General features: G+C 61.1%; 14 protein-coding genes. 8 read left to right on the forward strand and 6 right to left on the reverse strand.

The genetic code is table 11. The features are described from left to right. Nucleotides 1-33 precede the first annotated feature (33 nt). Both phnD and HQ843_RS00860 read right to left on the reverse strand, forming a co-directional pair. Nucleotides 34-981 carry a phosphate/phosphite/phosphonate ABC transporter substrate-binding protein gene (gene phnD / locus HQ843_RS00855; RefSeq protein WP_180900259.1) on the reverse strand — a complete coding sequence of 316 codons (948 nt, stop codon included), beginning with the start codon at nucleotides 979-981 and terminating at the stop codon, nucleotides 34-36. A 193-nt stretch (nucleotides 982-1,174) separates the two neighbouring features. After that, nucleotides 1,175-1,705 (reverse strand): arsenate reductase ArsC, encoded by a 531-nt coding sequence (locus tag HQ843_RS00860; protein ID WP_180900258.1) that lies wholly within the window; start codon nucleotides 1,703-1,705, stop codon nucleotides 1,175-1,177. A 366-nt stretch (nucleotides 1,706-2,071) separates the two neighbouring features. Here HQ843_RS00860 and HQ843_RS00865 point away from each other — a divergent pair, with 366 nt between their 5' ends. The 7 genes from HQ843_RS00865 to HQ843_RS00895 all read left to right on the forward strand — a co-directional run bounded on the left by HQ843_RS00865 (nucleotide 2,072) and on the right by HQ843_RS00895 (nucleotide 8,325). Further along, a complete protein-coding gene (locus HQ843_RS00865) occupies nucleotides 2,072-3,058 on the forward strand; it encodes a PstS family phosphate ABC transporter substrate-binding protein (protein WP_180900257.1) in 987 nt (328 codons plus the stop codon). A gap of 148 nt (nucleotides 3,059-3,206) precedes the next feature. Further along, on the forward strand, nucleotides 3,207-4,058 hold the full coding sequence (gene pstC, locus HQ843_RS00870) for a phosphate ABC transporter permease subunit PstC (protein WP_180900256.1): 852 nt from the start codon (nucleotides 3,207-3,209) through the stop codon (nucleotides 4,056-4,058). Nucleotide 4,059: 1 nt separating this feature from the next. Next, nucleotides 4,060-5,013, forward strand: coding sequence for a phosphate ABC transporter permease PstA (pstA, locus tag HQ843_RS00875; protein ID WP_180900255.1), 954 nt, complete (start codon nucleotides 4,060-4,062; stop codon nucleotides 5,011-5,013). Between the two features lie 84 nt (nucleotides 5,014-5,097). After that, a complete protein-coding gene (gene pstB / locus HQ843_RS00880; RefSeq protein WP_180902002.1) occupies nucleotides 5,098-5,895 on the forward strand; it encodes a phosphate ABC transporter ATP-binding protein PstB in 798 nt (265 codons plus the stop codon). 21 nt (nucleotides 5,896-5,916) lie between these two features. Continuing rightward, entirely contained in the window at nucleotides 5,917-6,594 is a 678-nt protein-coding gene (gene phoU, locus HQ843_RS00885) for a phosphate signaling complex protein PhoU (protein WP_180900254.1), read from the forward strand. Nucleotides 6,595-6,607: 13 nt separating this feature from the next. Next, the gene (locus HQ843_RS00890; RefSeq protein WP_180900253.1) at nucleotides 6,608-7,315 is read left to right on the forward strand and encodes a winged helix-turn-helix domain-containing protein; all 708 of its coding nucleotides are present in this window, start codon (nucleotides 6,608-6,610) and stop codon (nucleotides 7,313-7,315) included. A gap of 188 nt (nucleotides 7,316-7,503) precedes the next feature. After that, nucleotides 7,504-8,325, forward strand: a complete 822-nt coding sequence (locus HQ843_RS00895; RefSeq protein WP_246710244.1) for an arsenate reductase/protein-tyrosine-phosphatase family protein — start codon at nucleotides 7,504-7,506, stop codon at nucleotides 8,323-8,325. Nucleotides 8,326-8,408: 83 nt separating this feature from the next. On the opposite strand, the gene HQ843_RS00900 is transcribed toward HQ843_RS00895, so the two are convergent. From HQ843_RS00900 to HQ843_RS00915, 4 genes are all read right to left on the reverse strand, one after another. Beyond that, nucleotides 8,409-16,904: a GH36-type glycosyl hydrolase domain-containing protein gene (locus tag HQ843_RS00900; RefSeq protein WP_180900251.1), complete on the reverse strand. Its 8,496-nt coding sequence runs from the start codon at nucleotides 16,902-16,904 to the stop codon at nucleotides 8,409-8,411. A gap of 362 nt (nucleotides 16,905-17,266) precedes the next feature. Further along, entirely contained in the window at nucleotides 17,267-17,521 is a 255-nt protein-coding gene (locus HQ843_RS00905) for a DUF1488 family protein (RefSeq protein ID WP_180900250.1), read from the reverse strand. Nucleotides 17,522-17,550: 29 nt separating this feature from the next. Further along, the gene (locus HQ843_RS00910; RefSeq protein WP_180900249.1) at nucleotides 17,551-17,697 is read right to left on the reverse strand and encodes a hypothetical protein; all 147 of its coding nucleotides are present in this window, start codon (nucleotides 17,695-17,697) and stop codon (nucleotides 17,551-17,553) included. Nucleotides 17,698-17,816: 119 nt separating this feature from the next. Beyond that, nucleotides 17,817-18,209, reverse strand: a complete 393-nt coding sequence (locus tag HQ843_RS00915) for a hypothetical protein (RefSeq protein ID WP_180900248.1) — start codon at nucleotides 18,207-18,209, stop codon at nucleotides 17,817-17,819. A gap of 439 nt (nucleotides 18,210-18,648) precedes the next feature. Here HQ843_RS00915 and HQ843_RS00920 point away from each other — a divergent pair, with 439 nt between their 5' ends. Continuing rightward, nucleotides 18,649-18,858, forward strand: a complete 210-nt coding sequence (locus HQ843_RS00920; protein ID WP_180900247.1) for a cold-shock protein — start codon at nucleotides 18,649-18,651, stop codon at nucleotides 18,856-18,858. Nucleotides 18,859-19,001 lie beyond the last annotated feature (143 nt).

Consider the following 19,001-nt stretch of genomic DNA (forward strand, 5'->3'; position numbering starts at 1 on the left):
ATCTCCGCCCGTTCGAAAGGATGATACCAGTTCTTACTGGCAATTGTAGGAAACGCCGTTTGCCTCGTCGATCTGGCGGATCACGGCCCAGTTGTCCTTGAAGGTGATCGGGATGAACTGTGCTTCGCCGGACTTGGAGAACTCCTCTTCCAGCGTCGACCCTTCCCATTCGAAGGAGGCGAAGGCTTCCTTGATCTTGTCCTGAAGCTCGGGCGTCAGATTGTGCGCCAAGCCATAGCCGGTGGTGGGGAAGGTCTGCGAGGTGTAGATGATCTCGACCTGATCGTCCGTGATCACCTCGCGGGCAACCATGCGCTTGCGCACCGAATTGGCGATGGCGCCGGCCGGATAGTCCTTGTTGGCCACGCCGAGGATGGTGTTGTCGTGTTTGCCGGAGAAAGTGGCCTCGAAATCCGTGCCGGCTTCCATGCCGTATTCGGATTTCAGAATGGCCGACGGGGCCTTGAAACCTGAATTGGAGGTCTCGGACGAAAACGCCAGGGCCTTGCCCTTGATGTCTTCAACTTCGGCAATGCCGGAGCCTGGATAGGTGATGATTTCCATCTCGTAGCCGAATGAACCGTCCTCGGCGGCCATCATGGTGAACGGACGGAAACCGGCGCAGGCCACGGCCAGTGGGTTCGAGCCGGTGTTGAAGCCTGCGATATGGAGGCGGCCGGCACGCATGGCTTCGATCTGGGCGGCGTTGGAATCGACCGGGAAGAACTGGACCCGCTTGCCGGTAACCTCTTCTATATGCGTCAGAAAGTCCTTCCATGCCTCGGCGTAGACAGCCGGGTCTTCAACCGGCGTATAGGCGAAGATCAGCACGGAAGGATCGACAAGCTCAGCCGGATCGGACGGGATATCGGCAATCAGGTCGCCGTCTGCATCCGTGTAGCGGCTGTCCAGGGTGAAATCTGCAAAAGCAGGTACTGTCATAGCAACCAGAGCGGCTGCTGCAAGAAGAGCACGACGCATTTTATTATCTCCGATCATTGTTTGGATATCATTTCGGCCGGGCTTAGCAGCGTTTTATTACAGCTATACAACGCTGCGGCCCCGGTGGCCGTTTTCAGGTCAATGATAATGAAATTCCCGACTAGCAAAGCTGCGGTGACCCCGCGCCGATACCGCTGCAAAGGCCTTGAACCGGAAATGTCTCATTCGGCATTCACTCGCTCTTTGCCGCGAGGTCCGTTGCGCCTTCCATACGGCCGATCTGGTTCAGCCTGCTTTCCAGCGCCATTTTTTCGATTGTCTCCACCGGAAGGCTCAGAAACGCCTTGATCCGGCTTTTGAGGAATTGTGCCGTTTGCACAAAGGCCAGTTCCTTTTGCGCATCCGTCCCCTCGACAGCGGCGGGGTCTTCAATCCCCCAATGCGCCCGCTTTGCGGCCCCGCGCGCTATCGGGCAGGCCTCTCCCGCCGCGCTGTCACAGAGCGTGAATATGAAGTCGAACCGGGGCGCATCGGGGCCCGAAAAGGCATCCCAGCTCTTCGAGTGGAGCCCCTCAATCGGGTAGTCCTGCGCCGTCAGCACCTTGAGCGCGAGCGGATGAACAGCGCCTTTCGGTCGGCTACCTGCCGAAAAGGCCTGAAAGCGACCTCTGCCCTCCGTGTTGAGAATGGCTTCAGCCATGATCGACCGCGCCGAGTTTCCGGTGCAGAGAAAGAGAATGTTGAAGTTCTGATTGCTTGTCATGGCCGAACTCTCATTTTCATGTCGGTGTGGAAAATGCGCGGAAGCGCCGTTTGCCAGTAGCGTCGTGACTGTGACCGGACGCCGACCCGCGCAAAGCCATGCCGGCAAGGCGGGTCGGCAAGGCGGATCGGCAAATCGATTACGCCGTCGCTTTGGCTCCGGACTGGCTGAAACCTCCTGTTTCACCCGAATGCCGATTGCACTGGATCTTCGCGACACCCGAACGAGCCGCTGCAAGTCGCAATAAACCATCTATGTTGCAATTTCATGAAACTGTAACAAGACTGTGTTTTACCGTCCTCCGGGGACCACCCGTTGAAACCCGAATGGATTCGACACCAGATCCAGCCAGGAGAGATTATTCCAATGAAAAAGATACTTTCAGTCACCGTTCTCACCGCAGCCTCACTGCTCGCCTATCAGGCCGCAGCCCAGGAAGATGCCATCCAGGTTGACGGCTCGTCGACCGTGTTCCCCGTATCCGAGGCGTTTGCCGAGGAATACCAGATCGCAACCGGCAACCGCGTCGTCGTCGGCGTGTCCGGCACCGGCGGCGGCTTCAAGAAGTTCTGCCGCGGCGAGACCAGCTTCTCCGGCGCGTCGCGCCCGATCAAGACCTCGGAAGCGGAGCTTTGCGCCGAGAACGGCATCGAGTTCCTCGAAATGCCCGTCGCCATGGACGCGCTGGCCGTGATCGTGAACCCCGACAACCCGATCAACTGCATGACCGTCGAAGAGCTGAAGACGGCTTACGAGACCAAAGCCCAGGGCGTCGTCAACAACTGGAACCAGTTGAACCCGGAATACCCGGACCAGCCGCTGACCCTGTTCGGCGCCGGCACCGATTCGGGCACCTATGACTACTTCACCTTCGCCATCATCGGCGAAGAGGGCGCCTCGCGCGGCGATTTCACCGCGACCGAAGACGACAACATCACGATCCAGGGCGTGTCGACCGACGTTGATGCCATCGGCTTCCTTGGTCTGGCCTATGTCGAAGAGAACCGTGGCCGCGTGAAGCCGCTGGAAATCTCGTTCAACGGCGGTGAGTGCGTTGCGCCGACCACCGAAACCGCGGCCAGCGGTGAGTATCAGCCGCTGACCCGTCCGCTGTTCATCTACGCGAACAAAGAGCATCTGGACACGAAGGCGAATGTCGAGGATTACGCGAAGTTCATGTTCAACCCGGAACTCGCACCGGAACTCGTGTCCTCCACCGGCTATCTGGCGCTGCCCAGCAAGGCGTTCTCGCGGGCTGAAGAAAAGATCAATGCCCGCGCGACCGGGTCGTTCTTCGACGGCGGTTCCAAGGTCGGCGTCACGCCCGACGATCTTCTGAAGGCTGCCAACTAAGGGCTGGTCACCTTTGCGGCGGGTCTTCGGACCCGCCGTATCCATTTTTCGGACAAGCGAGGTTGCCGTGCCCGTAAATTCCATTCCCAGTTCAGCGGAACTCATCAACAGCGGTTTTGTCAAAAGACGGCGGCTGATCGACCGGGGCATGAGGGTTTTTCTGTTCCTGTGCGCCGCGCTGTCAGTGTTCGTCACATTCGCCATTGTCTATATTCTGATACGCGACTCGGCCGGGTTCTTTGCCCATGTGCCGCTGTTCGATTTCCTGTTCGGCACGATGTGGACGCCGGTCTTCGCAGACCCGCAATTCGGGGTGTTGCCTCTCCTGGCCGCGACATTGCAAACGGCGGGGCTTGCTATGATCATCGCGGTGCCTTTCGGCCTGATCATGGCGATCTATCTCAGCGAATATGCCAAACCGGCGGTGCGTGAGACACTGAAGCCTGCGCTCGAAATGCTCGAGGCGGTGCCCACGGTGGTCTATGGCTATTTCGCGCTTCTGGTGATGACGCCATTTCTGCAACAGTTCATTCCCGGGCTGAAGGGGATCAACCTGCTGGTGCCCGGCATCATCCTCGGCATCATGATCCTGCCTTACGTGGTCTCTGTCTCTGAAGATGCGATGCGCGCCGTGCCCAACAGCCTGCGCGAAGGCGGTTACGCGCTCGGCATGGCGAAATGGCAGGTGGCGACGCGCATCGTCATCCCCGGCGCGTTTTCGGGCATTACCGCCGCTTTCATCCTCGGCATGTCGCGCGCGGTGGGCGAGACGATGGTGCTGGCGATCGCAGCAGGCCAGAACCCGAACCTGACATGGGACCCGCGCGAGGGTGCCGCGACAATCACAGCCTATATCGTGCAGATGAGCCTCGGTGACGTGGCGCATGGGTCGGTCGCATACGAGTCGATCTTTGCGGTGGGTCTTCTGCTCTTTGTCATCACGCTCACCTTCAATGTCATCGGCTTCTACCTGCGCCGCAAATTCCGCGAGGCATACTGAGATGGTTACCACAACCGAAGGAACGTTTGGCAACGGTGTCTCGACCAACCAGGAGGCGTTCGACGCCGTCGCGCGCGCTAAGAAAAGAGACATCATCTTCGCCTCCGGCGGGGTGATCGTCATGGCCATCGCAATGGCGCTGCTTCTGACGCTGATCGGCGATCTGGTCATTCGCGGGGCCACCCGCATCAGTTACGATTTCTTGACCAGCTATCCGTCGCGCGTGCCGGAGCGGGCGGGTATTCTGTCGGCATGGGTCGGCTCGCTTCTGGTCATGCTGGTAACCGCTTTCCTCGCCATTCCCATCGGGATCGGCGCGGGGCTTTATCTGGAGGAATATGCCAGGAAGGGGTGGCTCTCGAACTTCATCGAGATCAACGTGTCCAACCTCGCCGGCGTACCTTCGATCATCTACGGTCTTCTGGCGCTCGGTCTCTTCGTCTACGGGTTCAACCTCGGCAAGACGATCCTCGTGGCCGGCATGACGCTCGCATTGCTGATCCTGCCGATCGTGATCGTCTCGACCCGCGAGGCGGTGCGCTCGATCCCCGCGATCATCAAGGAGGGTGCTTATGGCCTTGGAGCCGATCAATGGCAGGTGATGTGGCACTACATCATACCGGCAGCGCGGCCTGGCATCCTGACCGGCGCCATCGTGGGCCTCAGCCGTGCCATCGGCGAGACCGCCCCGATCATCACGATCGGCGCGCTGACCTTCATCGCCTTCCTGCCGCCGGCACCCGTGACCGGAGCGTTTCCGTTCATCTCCTTCGCCTGGCTCAACGACGGATTCACCGTGCTGCCGATACAGATGTTCAACTGGATTTCCCGGCCTCAGGCTGGTTTTCACACCGCCGCTGCCGCAACCGGTGTGGTGCTGATCGCGCTCACCTTCTCGCTCAACGGCATCGCCATCTGGATCCGGTACCGGCTCCGCAAAGGACACAGGAACTGAACCATGACTGATGATAACATGACCGTCGAAAAAGCAGACGCCGAGATCGAGAAAGCCAGACTTCAAGATGAACGCGAGGCGGCCATGCCGCCTCCGATCAAGGCTGCGGCAGAGAGCGACGCGCTACGCGCCCGGATTGAGGATTTCAGCTTTTACTACGCCAACGGCTTTCAGGCGATCAAGAGTGTCAGCATGCCGATCCTCGACCGCAAGGTGACGGCGATCATCGGGCCCTCGGGATGTGGCAAGTCCACGCTTCTGCGCAGTCTCAACCGGATGCATGATCTCTACCCCGGCAACCGCTACGAGGGACGGGTAATTCTGGAGCCGGAGGGCGAGAACCTTGTCGGCCGCGATGCCGATCCAGTGCTGGTGCGGCTGCGCATCGGCATGGTGTTCCAGAAACCGAATCCCTTCCCCAAGTCGATTTACGAGAACGTGGCTGCCGGCTTGCGCGTGCGCGGGATCAGCAAACGCCAGGTGATCGACGAAGCGGTGGAAAGCGCGTTGAAGCGCGCCGCGATCTGGGACGAGGTCAAGGACAAGCTCAATGGCTCGGCCTACGACCTTTCGGGCGGGCAGCAGCAGCGTCTGTGCATCGCACGCGGTCTGGCTCCGAACCCGGAAATCCTGCTTCTGGACGAGCCGACATCGGCGCTCGATCCGATAGCGACGGCCAAGGTAGAGGATCTGGTCCAGGAGCTTGCGCAATCGGTGACCATCGTGATCGTCACCCACAACATGCAACAGGCGGCGCGTATCTCGCACCGCACGGCATTCATGTATCTGGGTGAACTGACAGAATTCGGTGAAACAAGCCAGATATTCAACAATCCCAAACATCCCCGCACGGAGAACTACATCACCGGGCGCTACGGTTGAGGAGATGCCGAAAGGAAGCAAATGGAAAAGCGACATACACTGCAAGCCTTTGAACAGGCACTGAGCGACCTGTCCGCCGCCATCCTGATCATGGCGGAGCATGTTCAGTCGATGGTAGCAAGCGCTGCCCATGTGCTTCTCGACAACGATCTGGTGCGCGCCGGTGAAGTGGTTGAAAACGATCTGGTCGTGGACCGCGAATTGGAAACGATCCGCGCCCGCTGCCTGGATATACTGGTGCGCTACCAGCCGGTGGCCGGTGACCTGCGACAGGTCATCGCCATCGAGCACAGCGCGGGAAACCTTGAGCGCGCGGCGGATCATGCCAAGAATATCGCCAAGCGCGCCATTGCGGACCGCAACTCCCGGATATCGGGGGATGCAGCTGAACTGTTCAGACAGTTGCATGCCGCGGTGCTGGGAGCATTGGAAGATGCCGATGATGCCCTTGTGCGCCGGGATGTTGACCTGGCGCACAAGGTGGTGCGCGGCGACAGGCGTATCGATGTGATCCATGACGACCTGTTTCACCTTGTTCTGGCGGGCAGCCGGCGAGACACCTCGAAACTGAAATCCGACATCCATCTGCTGTTTGCCGCCAAAAGCCTGGAGCGTATCGGTGACCACGCCACGAATATTGCTGAGGAAGTGATTTTCATGAGCAGACGCGAATCGCCAGACAGGTCAATCAACAAATAAGACGGGAACCGCCATGCTGAAGCAGAAAGCACTCGATCTGCTGAAACCCAGAATTCTCGTTGTCGAAAACGGGATGGTCGAAAGGGACTCCCTGTTCCGGCATCTGCTGGACAGTGGATATGCCGCATGCGTGGCGATGGATGGCAAGACGCCGCTGCAGGCGGGAAGAGACGAGCGACCGGACATCGTTCTTTTCCATTGGGTCGCGCCGAATGATTATGGCTTCAACCTGTGCCGCAGCTTCAAACAGGACAGCGCCACGAGGCAGATCCCGCTGATCATTCTGTCCGGCAATTCCGACGAGGAAGACAAGGTCAAGGGGCTGGAACTGGGCGCCGACGACTACTTGGCCAAGCCCTATTCTCCATCGGAGCTGACGGCGCGGCTCCATGTTCAGCTTCGCCGTTTCGAGTCCGGAAAGGTAAAACCCTGTCTTACCTTCGAGCGCATCGCTCTGGATGAAGACGCGCTGCGCGTCTATGTCGAAGGGCGTCCCGTGCATCTCGGCCCCACAGAATATCGCCTGCTTGCGGCCTTCATGGCCCGTCCCGGCCGCCCGTTCACGCGGGAACAATTGTTGGAACGCGTCGGACGGCGCGAAGGCGATGTCGATATTCGCAGCGTGGATGTTCACATCGGCCGTTTGCGCAAGGCGCTCAACCAGAAGAAAGTGAACTACCCGCTTCGAACCATCAGGGGGATCGGCTACGCCCTCGGCTAGAGCATCGGGCGATGAGTTGGCATCGCCCGATGTTCTAGCTTCTTTATCTTGACGCGTCGGGTTAACGAAAAACCGGTAGCCACTTTTTCGCCCGACGCTCTAAAACTTGCGGCTGACACAAAAACGTTGTCTCTTCCGGCCATAAGCTTAAACCGGACTTATGACTGCATTGAAGAGGCATGCACGTAATGATAGATGACATGGTCGGGATGCTCGATGCACTCGGGCACGCCGAACGGCTCCACGTATTCCGCGTTCTGGTTCGAAGATATCCGCAATCCATAGCAGCCGGTGAACTGGCCGAAACACTTGGCTATAAACGCTCGACGCTTTCGATCTATCTGTCCGTTCTGCGGCGTGCAGGCCTGGTCCATCAGGACCGTGAGGGAAACTCCCTGTTGTACAGCGCCGATCTCGCCGGCGCGAAAGCGCTGACAGGCTTCCTCTCGCAGGATTGCTGTCGTGGCCGGACAAACAATGATAATCGCGCGATCGCGTTTGAAACGAACGATCGCCGCACATTCAATGTCCTGTTCGTCTGTACGCGCAACTCAGCGCGATCGATCTTCGCCGAAGTTATCCTTCGCGACAGCGCGCCCGACCGGTTTGTAACCTATTCCGCAGGCACGTCGTCAGATGGCACGGTTCATCCCATGACCCTGCAGGTTCTGAAAGAAAACGGTCATGCGACTTCAGGTCTGCAGGCAATTTCGATCGCCGAGTTTCAGAAGCCGGCGGCCCCGAGAATGGATTTCGTTTTCACGGTATGCGATCAGGCGGCCAATGAGGAATGTCCGGTCTGGCCCGGACAGCCGGTGACGGCGCATTGGGGACATCCGGACCCAGCGGCGGGCGACCTCAGCGACGATAGACGCCTCGAACTGTTTCGCCAGACCTATCAGGCCATGAGCCGGCGCATTCAGCCCTTCGCCGGGCTCCAGGGCGCAGCCCTCGATCGGGCAGCCCTGCAGAACAAGGTTGACGATATCGGAAGGCTTCAACTGGTTTGAGTTGAGAATTGCCGAAAACCGGCATGGCAAAACAACCTGGCACGGCTCCAGGGGGGCTGCGTGCCGCGCATATCAACTGCCGCTTATCCAAGAAGCAGGACATGGTCCGCTCCGTCGATGGGCGCGCGCACGGGCCCCGCTGATGCCGCGACGACATTGCCGTCGAGAACGGCATTCCAGGCGCCCGAGCCCGGTTGCCGGGCATTGTCGACGCGGATGCTGAACCGGGTTTTATCGACCGTCACGACGGCCTCGAAGTCCGGCCATTCGGCGGGAATGGATGGATCGACAATCAGGAATTTGCCCTCGCGCCGGATCCCGAGAATACCTTCGATCCCCGCGCGATACATCCAGCCGCCGGAGCCCGTGTACCATGTCCAGCCGCCCCTGCCGACATGCGGCGCGACGGAATAGACATCGGCGGCGACGACATAGGGTTCGACCTTGTAGCGCTCGGTATCCGCGGCGGTCAGGGCATGGTTGATGGGGTTCAGGAGTTCGAACAGCGCGTGCGCCTTGCCGCCGGCGCCGGATCTGGCAAAGGCCATGATCGCCCACATGGCCGCATGGCTGTACTGCCCGCCATTCTCGCGCAGGCCCGGAGGATAGCCCTTGATATAGCCGGGATCGCGTGGCCCGTCATCGAAGGGCGGGGTGAACAGCAGCGCCAGCCCGTCGTCGCGGCGGATGAGATGCCGCTCGAGCGAAGCCATGGCGGTGGCGGCGCGTGTCGGATCCCCGGCGCCGGACAGGACGGACCAGGATTGCGCGATGGAATCAATCCGGCATTCCTGATTGTCGCTGGCGCCGAGCCATGTGCCGTCGTCGAAGGTTGCACGGGCATACCATTCGCCATCCCAGGCATGGGTTTCGATGGCCGCGCGCAGCGTGGCGGCATGGGCCCGCCAGCGCTGGCCACGTTGCCGGTCGCGGTGTTCGGCGAGCGGAGCACAAAGATCGATGGCGGCCAGCAGCAGCCAGCCGAGCCAGACGCTCTCACCCTTGCCGCCCTCGCCGACGCGGTTCATGCCGTCGTTCCAGTCGCCGGTGCCCATCAGCGGCAGGCCGTGCTCTCCGGTCAACGCGATGCACTGGTCGAGGCCGCGGGCCATGTGTTCTAAAAGCGAGGCCGTCTCGGCAGCGATCGTCGGATGGAAGAAGGCATCGTGCTGGCCGGGCTCCAGTGGCGGGCCCTCAAGGAAGGGCACGGCAACATCGAGCACCGCCTCGTCACCGGTTGTCCTGACATAGGTCGCGGCCGCGAATGCGAGCCAGACCCGGTCATCGGAGATGCGGGTTCTGACGCCCTGGCCGGACTGTGGCAGCCACCAATGCTGGACGTCGCCCTCGACGAACTGCCGGGAGGCGGCGCGCAGGAGGTGATGCCGGGTCTCTTCGGGCCGGGCAAGGGTCAATGCCATGCCATCCTGAAGCTGGTCGCGGAAGCCATAGGCTCCGCTCGCCTGATAGAAGGCGGAGCGCGCCCGGATACGGCAGGCGACCGTCTGGTAGAGAAGCCAGCCGTTCAGCATGATATCCATCGCCCGGTCCGGCGTCCTGACCTGTACGGTCTGCAAAAGGTCGCTCCAGTGGTCGGTGACGTCCTGCAGGACCGTGTCAAGATCGATCTCGCGATAGCGCGACAGCAGGCTGCGGGCCTCATCCGCAGAGCCGCTCTCTCCAAGGAACGCAACGATTTCTATCGTTTCGCCGGGGCTTAAGGCAATCGTCCGCTGCAGGGCGGCGCAGGGATCGAGGCCCGCACCGACGGCGCCTGACAGGGGTACGCCAAGAATGAGCGCCCGCGGCGCGGCGGCATTGCCGCGGTGTCCGAGAAAATCGCTGCGATTCGCCGTCCATGACGTCTGTTCACCACCAAGGTCGGCAAAAGCGATGCGACCGGGAAAGCCCGCGCTCCATGGGTTGCGCGCGAACAGCGCGCCGGTCTCCGGATCGATGCCGGTGATCAGGAAAGGCGCGGTTGCGCTGCGCGAGCCGCCGAGCACAAGCGCCGTGTAGCTCGTCACTGTCAGCCGGCGTGGCCGGGCGGAGGTGTTTTTGAGCGTCAGGCGCGAGATCTTGATCGGATCGGCCAGCGGTACATATTGAAGGAGCGCGGCAGAGATCCCGTTTTCCTCGTGTTCGAACCGGCTGTAGCCGAAGCCGTGGCGGGCGATATAGGCGCCTTTGCGCCGGATCGGCTGCGCGGTCGCGCTGAAAAGTTCGCCGGTGTCCTCGTCGCGGATATAGAGCGTTTCGCCGGCGGGATCGGTGACAGGATCGTTCGACCACGGCGTCAGTTGATTTTCACGGCTGTTTTCCGCCCATGTATAGCCGTTTCCTTCCGCTGACACCTGAAAGCCGAAACCGGAATTGGCGATCACATTGATCCAGGGCGCGGGGGTGACGGCGCCCGCTTCGAGAATGGTCACATATTCCTGGCCATTCTTGTCGAAACCGCCGAGGCCGTTGAAGAATTCGAGGGCGGGACGTTGATGAGGCGCCGCATCCGGTGCCGGTGCCCGCTTCGGTGCTGACGGCAACGGATGCGCCGGAGGTAATGCCGGCAGGTCCGGATATTGCTCCGCGATCGGGCCGCGCCGGGCATTCAGTTTCACGCGGGCGACCGAATGAAGCTGCGCGTGCGCCTCGGCGCTCATCAGGTCCGCCCGAAGCACGAAGACCGAGCCCTGTGCCAGTTCGATCCCGGGGCGCGGCCGCGACTGGCTGCTGCGATGCGCCGCCTCGATCGCGGTCTGCAGGTCCTGGGTGTAGGAGGAGGCACGCTCGTTGATGATGACCAGATCGACAGCAAGGCTCTTCATCCGCCAGTATTCGTGAGCCCGCAGCAATTGATGGACCTGTGCCATGTCGTGCGGGTCGTCAATGCTGAGCAGCACGATGGGAAAATCACCGGAAATGCCCAGATGCCAGAGGCCCGATTGCGGCCCGGCGCCCCGCGCGATTTCGGCTCCGGATGCGCGGTAACGCGGGTCCGCATAGATGATCGGCGCGGCCAGCCGCTGAAAATCAGCGGCCTCGCCGGATCTGACATCGATGTGGCGAAGCTGAACCTGCGCCTGGGTCCATGCCAGTGTCTTCGCGCGTTCGAAGGCGCTGCGGTCGAGATGCCTGTCGATCAGGTCGACGAGTTCGGTCCGGGACGATGCGACGACCGTCCAGTAGGCGATGCGGGCAACCTTGCCGGGAGCGATCGTGACGCGTTGGCGGATCGCGAAAACCGGATCAAGCACCGTGCCGACCGTGTTTGAAAGCGGCGTGTCGGTGTCCATGGCCGCGGCGGTGGCGGCCGTGCGGCCGCGCCCGATAAACCGGGCCCTGTCGGTTTCAAATTGCGGATCGGCAGCGATCTTTCCTTCGACCACGGCGAAATGAGCGGCCCAGATGCCGGCTTCCTCCGGCGTGCGCGGGCGACGGGTGGCGATCAGCGCGCCGTATTCGGCGGAATATTCGGTCTGGACGAACATCTTGGAAAATGCCGGATGGGCGGTGTCCGCGGAAACCGGGGCGAGAACCAGTTCGGCATAGGAGGTGATCTCGATCTCGCGCGGGCGCCTGCTGCCGTTGGAGATGGAAATGCGACGGACCTCACAATCGTCCTCGCCGGAAACCATGACATCCATTGTCGTGGTCAGCCCGCCCTGAACAGACAGGAAATGTGCACGATCCTCATCGAAGACGACATCGCCATGTTCGCTGCCCTCGGTCAGAGGCCGGGCGCCGGCGGACCAGACGGCGCCATTCTGGACATCGCGTATGAAGATGGGCGATCCGTCGCCATCACGCGTGACGTCTTCGTGCCAGCGGGTGATCGCAAGGCCGCGCCAGCGGCTGTAGCCCGCCCCGGTGGCCGTCAGCATCACCGCATAGCGGCCGTTCGAAAGCAGATGCGTCACCGGGGGACCGGCGGCAGACGTGGCAATCCGGCGCGACGTATCGGGACCAAGCGAGGATCTGGCGGGTGAGAGCGGTGCTTCATCGACCCTTTTATGATCATTCGTCACAGTGCGCGGAATGCGCTCCTGCAGCAGCAGTTCGCAGGCCCGGATCATCGGTTCGCGGTGGAAACGCGTGCGCATGATGCCGTCCTGGAGCGTGTTGACGATCGCGACAATCGTCATGCCCTGGTGATGGGCCATGCTCGTGCGCACGATCGCGACCTTGTCCTTTTCGGGAAGCCGGGTGCTTGTGAAGTCCAGCGCCTCGTAGAAACCATAGGAGCCAAGCGCGCCGAGTGCGGCAAGCCGGGTGTAGTTGGCGCAGGCGCCGGCCGGATCGATCATCGTGGCGAGACCGGTCGCATAGGGCGCGATGACGGCATTTTCGGAAAGGCCGCGTTTCAGGCCGAGGCCGGGAACGCCGAAGTTCGAATACTGGTAGGTCAGTTCCGTGTCACGGGCATTGTAGGCGGATTCGGAAATGCCCCATGGCGTGCCGAGCGTTTCCGCATAGGCTTGCTGGCGTCTGACCACCAGCCGGTTGGTCTGCGCGAGCAGGCTGCCCTGGGGTGCGCGCATGATCAGGGAGGGCATCAGATATTCGAACATGGAGCCCGACCACGAGACCAGCGCCGAAGCGCCCGAAAGCGGCGTCGCCGGGCGTCCGAGCAGGAACCAGTGCCGGGTTTCGATATCGCCCTTGGCGATGGCAAACAGGCTTGCGAGCCGCGCTTCGGAGGCGAGAAGATCGTAACAGTTCGCATCGAGATTGTTGTCGGCGAGCGCGTAGCCGATCGACAGGAGCTTTCGCTCGGGATCGAGAAGGAAAGCGAAATCCATCGCCATCGCCATCGCCCGCGCTTCGGAGGCAATCGCCGTCAGGCGAAGGTCCAGGCCGTTATCCCCCAGACGGTCGCGCGTATCCTCGGCAATCTGTTTCTTCAGGGCCGCGAGCCAGAAGATGAGGTCGGAACATGCAGCCTCCCGGCTTATCGGAACCATCTCCCGCGCAATGGCGGCGGCCTTGTCGGCAAGCCGCATCAGCATGGGTTCAGCCGTATCAAGGGACAGCGAGCCGTTCAGCCGGGCCTCGATGTCGTCGAGCACGGGCGTGAGGTGCCCGTCACCCTGTTGACCGCTTCCGGCAATTGCGTCAAATGCCTGCCGGGCGAGGGTCAGGCTGTCGTTCATGCCTGCCCGGACATCCGGCACGTCGTCTGCCTCCGCCCACGCCTCGCAGGCATTGGCGAGGGCGATCAGGTGCCCGGCGAGATTGCCGCTGTCGACAGACGAGACATAGGCGGGATCGAGGACGCGCATGTCATCTGTCGCATACCAGTTGAAAAAATGGCCTCTGTGCTTTGAGAGTGCCGTCATCGTCTTCAGCGTGGCCTCAAGCCTTTCGACGGTCTCGGCCCTGCCGGCCCAGCCGAAATCGCGAGCCGCCACGGCGGAGAGGAGATAGAGCCCGATATTGGTCGGAGATGTCCTCTCGGCGATGACGGGCTTGGGGGTCTCCTGAAAGTTGTCGGGCGGCAGCATGTTGCTTTCGGGCGTCACGAAGGTCTCGAAGAAACGCCAGGTGCGGCGGGCGATCAGCCGCAGCTCGTCTGCCTCCTGATCAGAGATGGCGGGGCCGGCCCCTTCGGCCGGCGGCCGGCTGACCCAGAGGGCAATCGCGGGCGCCAGGAGCCATAGAAGCGCGAACGGTAGAACGAGCAGCAAGGACGAAGGTGTCAACAGACTTGCCGCTACGGCGATGGCGAGGCCAATCAAAGTGCCTGGCGCCATGCGACGATAGAAGCCGGCGGCATCCAGACGCGGGCTCCCCTGCGACTGGGCGGAGGTGGTCCATTCGAGAAGGTGGCGGCGGGTCCGGTAGAGCCGTATCAGCGTTCTCGCGATGGCATCCGTCATCCGCCATGCCCGATCCGGCAGGAAGGCGAGATCAAGACATGTTCTGAGCGCCGCAAGGCGCAGATCCGCGCCGAGCGCGGCAACATGGCCGCGCACATGAATGCCGCTGTTTTGCGGTATGAGGGTGAAGAGGATGGGGAGAAAGGCGGGGATCGCCATGGCGGCGATGAGCAGCGCGGTCGCCGTCAGTGCCGCAGGCAGCGGCATCAGCCAAGCGAGAGCGAAGGCCAGCACCGTCAGCGGCGCTGCCAGCGAGCGCTTGAGATTGTCGATCATCATGCCGCGGCCGACAACGGGAACCGCGCCGTTTTTCTTCTCTTGTCCGGTCAGCCATGGCAGAAGCTGCCAGTCGCCGCGCGTCCAGCGGTGCTGACGCCTGGCGTCGACATCATAGCGGGCGGGGAATTCCTCGATGACCTCGACATCGGACGCCAGGCCGGCGCGCGCGAAGGCGCCCTCGAAAAGGTCGTGGCTGAGCATCGCATTGTCGGGCACGCGGCCGGAAAGCGCGCTTTCGAACGCGTCGATATCATAGATGCCCTTGCCGGTATAAGCGCCCACGCCGAAAAGATCCTGATAGACATTCGAGGCCGCCGCCGCGTAAGGGTCGATGCCGCCCGGCGCGGAAAAGACGCGCTGATACAGGGAGCCTTCCTGGCCGATCGGCAGCGAGGGCGTTACACGCGGCTGGAGAATCCCGTATCCATCGACGATCCGCTGTTCCGCTTCGCTGAAACGCGGGCGGTTGAGCGGATGCGCCATCTTGCCGATCAGGCGGTGCGCGGCATCGCGCGGAAGGCGCGTGTCGGCATCGAGCGTGATGACATAGCGAACATCGGTGGGCAATTGAAGCGGTGTTCCAGCGACCGGCATGAAGCTCGTGTCATCGGCTCCGCGCAGCAGGCGGTTGAGTTCATGAAGCTTGCCGCGTTTGCGTTCCCAGCCCATCCATTTGCCTTCTTCGGCATTGAACAGGCGGCGGCGGTGAAGGAGCAGGAAACGGTTGCCGCCATTGACCGGTTCATGGTGTTCGTTCAATCGGGCGATTGCATCGGCGGCCACGGCCAGCAGCCGTTCATCCGACTCCATGATTTCATCATCGGCGTCGGTTCCGTCGGTCACAAGCGCGAAGATGAGATCGCCGCCGGCGCCGGAGAGATGATGGACCTCAAGGCGTTCGACCTGCTCAAGAATATCCGCTTCGCTCGTCAGGAGCGTGGGAATGGCGATGAGCGTGCGCAGTGACGGCGGCACGCCCTGCCTGAGGGAAAGACCGGGCAGTATGGTCGCCCCGGAACCCCAACTCATCGCCCGGTTGACGATAGCGGTCGCCATCTCGCTGGCAGGCAGAAATGCGACGGCCGCGAACATCGCCAGCCAACCTGCCTCAAGCCCTGTCCGCGACAACAGAAACAGCGACAGGGATATCAGCAGCGCCGTGACGATCAGGCTGGTTCCGACATAGCCGGCAATTCCGAGCCGCATATTGAGGCGACCGAGCCAGAGCCGCACGGGCGGGCGAAAGCCGATCGCGCGTTCAAGCGCGGGCCGGCCTTCGGAAATCAGGTGATAGCCCGGATCGGCGGAGCGTGCCGCCTCGATCGCGTCGTTTTGATCTGAAGGCGATCGCCGAGCCGTATCAAGGGCTCTCTCGGTGACCTCCAGTTCGGTGAGCGACGATCCGCGCGCAAGCTGCTCGATCGCCTTTCTGTAGAGATCCCGGGTCGGAAAATCCATGTCCTCGAAAGAGCTGGCCTGGCGCATCCGCGCATCGACCAGACTGACGCTTTCGAACATTTCCGTCCAGTCGATGTCGGAGATCAGCCTTATGCTCGTAATGATGTTGCGCACTGTGACATTTGATGCGCCCTGTCTTTGCTGGGAGTGCTGGACGGCTTCCTCGATCGACGATCCTTGCTGCGCCAGCTTTTCCTCCAGCCACGCCAGTGCCGGTGTGGTCGAGGGGTCACGATTTCGCAGTTGCTTGGCCAGATGCGCGGCGAAACGTTCGGGTAGGGGAGCCTTTGAGTGCACGGCAGTGCTGACAGCGAAGGCAGACTCTTTTGCCTCCGGATCAAGAAGCCTCGCGCTCAGCGCTGACGCTTCGGCGCGCGCCGCGTCGCCTGCGGTGATCTGGTCAGCCAGCCGCCGCAGATTCTCGACGAGGACAAACCGCAACGTTATCGCCACCGCCCATAATTCGCCGATGGTCAGCGGCTGAACCTGCTGATAGGCTGTCAGAAATCGTTTCAGCTTGTCGCGGTCGAACAGGCTGTCGGTATGCGCGACAAAGGCCCAGGCCAGTTCCAGAACCCTTGGATAGCCGGCGAACGGGCCATCGGCCAGTTTCGGCAACTGGCGATAATAGCCGGGCGGCAGGTCATTTCTGATTTCCTGAATCTGCTCTTCGACCAGATGATAGTTATCGAGAAGCCATTCGGCCGCCGGCACCACTTCCCGCCCGTTTCTCAGTTCGGCGATGCTCGCCCGGTATGCGGACAGAAGGACAGCGGCATTGCGACTGAGCCTTTTGTGCAGGGACATGACGGCGGGCGCCTTGCCTGACACCGGCTGGGCTGCCGCAAGGCTGATGGCGTGCTGTTCCAGCCGTTCGGTGCTGAAAAGCTCCTGTCTGACGGGTGCACGGTCGTTCCAGAGCGGGGATGCAAAGCGGGCGCCCGGGAATTTGAGGTTTATTTTCAAGACGTGCCTTTTCTGCCGGGCGTGAACGACGTTTACGCGGCGAGCTTCTGTTTCGTCGCCAACGCGCCATCCCTGAAATCCGGCCTGAAATCCGGCTTGTCATCTGGTCCTGACAGCTCAGACTTCACGGAGTGATGCGATGTCGCCGCATGTTGTTTCAGACGTTGAAGCAGGACAAACGCGCCGGATTTGCCCTTCGCGACAGCTTCGATAGAGCGTCGGGCGAAAAACTGGAATCCGGTTTTTCGTCAACCCGACGCGTCAAAACAAAGAAACCAGAGCATCGGGCGATGCCAACTCGTCGCTCGATGCTCCAGGCAAGCGGCTGAACGCGCTGCCGGACGTTCCGTTGCCCTTGCCGGTCAGGCGAAATCGGCCGCCGTCATCACATACATGGCCTTGCGGCCTCTGGCGTATAGTTTGCGGGCCGCGGTGTAGATCCTGGATCGCGCCGCGTCGAAGGCGGCGAGGTAGTTCGCTTCGCCATCTTCGGGATATTTGAGCGCATCGGCCCTGACGAAGAACATCACCTCGAACATACCGTCATGGCCGGTGAAACGGACGCGATGACCGGCTTTGTCGTAGCTGCGGCTTTGATTGGGGAAATCGAGTGCCATGGTCGGGTATATCCTTGAAAAGGGGCGGTTCAGCCCTTCGGCTTGCCGCGGACCTTGTTGCTGTTTCCGGCTTCGCGTACCTGCGAGCCGAGAAGCGGCGCTGCAGGGGCTGCAGCGGCTTTTTCTTTTTTAGGCTTTCTGATTTCGCGACTGCTGCGCTTCTGGCCTTTGGCCATGGAGACCTCCATTCGGAAAGGGTTATGCTTGGCTCTGGCCCGACAACGTCGTGCAGCCCGGACAGTGTTTGCGGCAATGAGATCAACCCCGGTCTCGCTGTGCGAGACCGAAGGTTCGATCAGCTCACGAGCGCACTGGCGCAGGCCGAGGCGGCGGAGCGGTTGGCGGTGGTCTGGCCCGGCATCGTCGCCCAGCCGCCGGCTTCTATGAACTGCCGCTGGTTGTAGGAACTGGTCATCGCCTTCAGGTCGGTCATCTGCTGTGCCGAATCCGGCGCCGCCCTGAACCGGTCCACGCAGATGACGGTCGCCAGTTCGGAGCGGGAGAGATCACCGGCTTCCGCCGCGAGGTTCCGCGAGGTGCCGCCCGTAACCCAGCCGCCCCAGGTGAAGCCGACGATCATCGTGACCGCGGCGGTCAGGACGCACGCCCAGACGAGCGTCGATTTCGCCGGATGATAGGCTGCCCATCGCTGGCCGATGGACGGATTGCCGTTGGTTTCTGCTGCCATGATGCCGATTCCTTCCGATTTTGGATCGTTTGAGTACGTGCCGAAGTCTCGCCATGCATTCGGAAAATGCCGCTCTTTCGGGCGTGGAACGCCACCATCGCGTCAAGTCATGACGCGAACGTAGAATGGCATTTACTAAAGGCAATTTTATGATTGGTCGTATTTGGCCGACAAACCATATATATGCATGAATTCGTGAATTAATAGGGTTATATTAAAATAAATTTCGGAAAATATTTAAAATATATATAAATATTATTTTGATATTTCTTGTTTTGGCAACGCAAGAGGCACATATAAATGCCATCGATCTTGTTTGCTGAACTTTATTTTTGCGCCTCGCGCTCCGATGAATTTCCATCAACATCGACTTTATCGTCCGGTCGCAACCTTCATGCGCGTCGGACAATTCTCTCTGATTGATTGAAAGGAAATCGTCATGAGCACTGGTACAGTGAAATTTTTCAATTCCACCAAGGGTTTCGGTTTTATCGAGGCAGAGGGCGGCGGTTCGGATGTCTTCGTTCATATCTCCGCCGTCGAACGCGCCGGAATGGGCAGCATCGCCGAAGGCCAGAAGCTGACCTTTGACGTCGTCACCGACGACCGGTCGGGCAGAAGCGCCGCCGAGAACCTCAAGGCGGCATAAGCATCGTCCTTGCTTCGTGACCACGGATGTACTGGCACGAAACATCGAGACGGACAGGCAGGTCGGGCATTGCGTCCGGCCCGTCTTGCATTCAGCGCCGCGCGCACGCCTGGTTGCGACACCTCCGGCATGCAGGACCAGAT

It is taken from the genome of Martelella sp. NC20 (assembly GCF_013459645.1).
GTDB lineage: Bacteria > Pseudomonadota > Alphaproteobacteria > Rhizobiales > Rhizobiaceae > Martelella.

Bases quoted from the DNA above. Each gene is read 5' to 3' on its own strand.
- phnD (WP_180900259.1), bottom strand. From the start codon at position 981: ATGCGTCGTGCTCTTCTTGCAGCAGCCGCTCTGGTTGCTATGACAGTA.
- HQ843_RS00860 (WP_180900258.1), bottom strand. From the start codon at position 1,705: ATGACAAGCAATCAGAACTTCAACATTCTCTTTCTCTGCACCGGAAAC.
- HQ843_RS00865 (WP_180900257.1), top strand. From the start codon at position 2,072: ATGAAAAAGATACTTTCAGTCACCGTTCTCACCGCAGCCTCACTGCTC.
- pstC (WP_180900256.1), top strand. From the start codon at position 3,207: ATGAGGGTTTTTCTGTTCCTGTGCGCCGCGCTGTCAGTGTTCGTCACA.
- pstA (WP_180900255.1), top strand. From the start codon at position 4,060: ATGGTTACCACAACCGAAGGAACGTTTGGCAACGGTGTCTCGACCAAC.
- pstB (WP_180902002.1), top strand. From the start codon at position 5,098: ATGCCGCCTCCGATCAAGGCTGCGGCAGAGAGCGACGCGCTACGCGCC.
- phoU (WP_180900254.1), top strand. From the start codon at position 5,917: ATGGAAAAGCGACATACACTGCAAGCCTTTGAACAGGCACTGAGCGAC.
- HQ843_RS00890 (WP_180900253.1), top strand. From the start codon at position 6,608: ATGCTGAAGCAGAAAGCACTCGATCTGCTGAAACCCAGAATTCTCGTT.
- HQ843_RS00895 (WP_246710244.1), top strand. From the start codon at position 7,504: ATGATAGATGACATGGTCGGGATGCTCGATGCACTCGGGCACGCCGAA.
- HQ843_RS00905 (WP_180900250.1), bottom strand. From the start codon at position 17,521: ATGGCACTCGATTTCCCCAATCAAAGCCGCAGCTACGACAAAGCCGGT.
- HQ843_RS00910 (WP_180900249.1), bottom strand. From the start codon at position 17,697: ATGGCCAAAGGCCAGAAGCGCAGCAGTCGCGAAATCAGAAAGCCTAAA.
- HQ843_RS00915 (WP_180900248.1), bottom strand. From the start codon at position 18,209: ATGGCAGCAGAAACCAACGGCAATCCGTCCATCGGCCAGCGATGGGCA.
- HQ843_RS00920 (WP_180900247.1), top strand. From the start codon at position 18,649: ATGAGCACTGGTACAGTGAAATTTTTCAATTCCACCAAGGGTTTCGGT.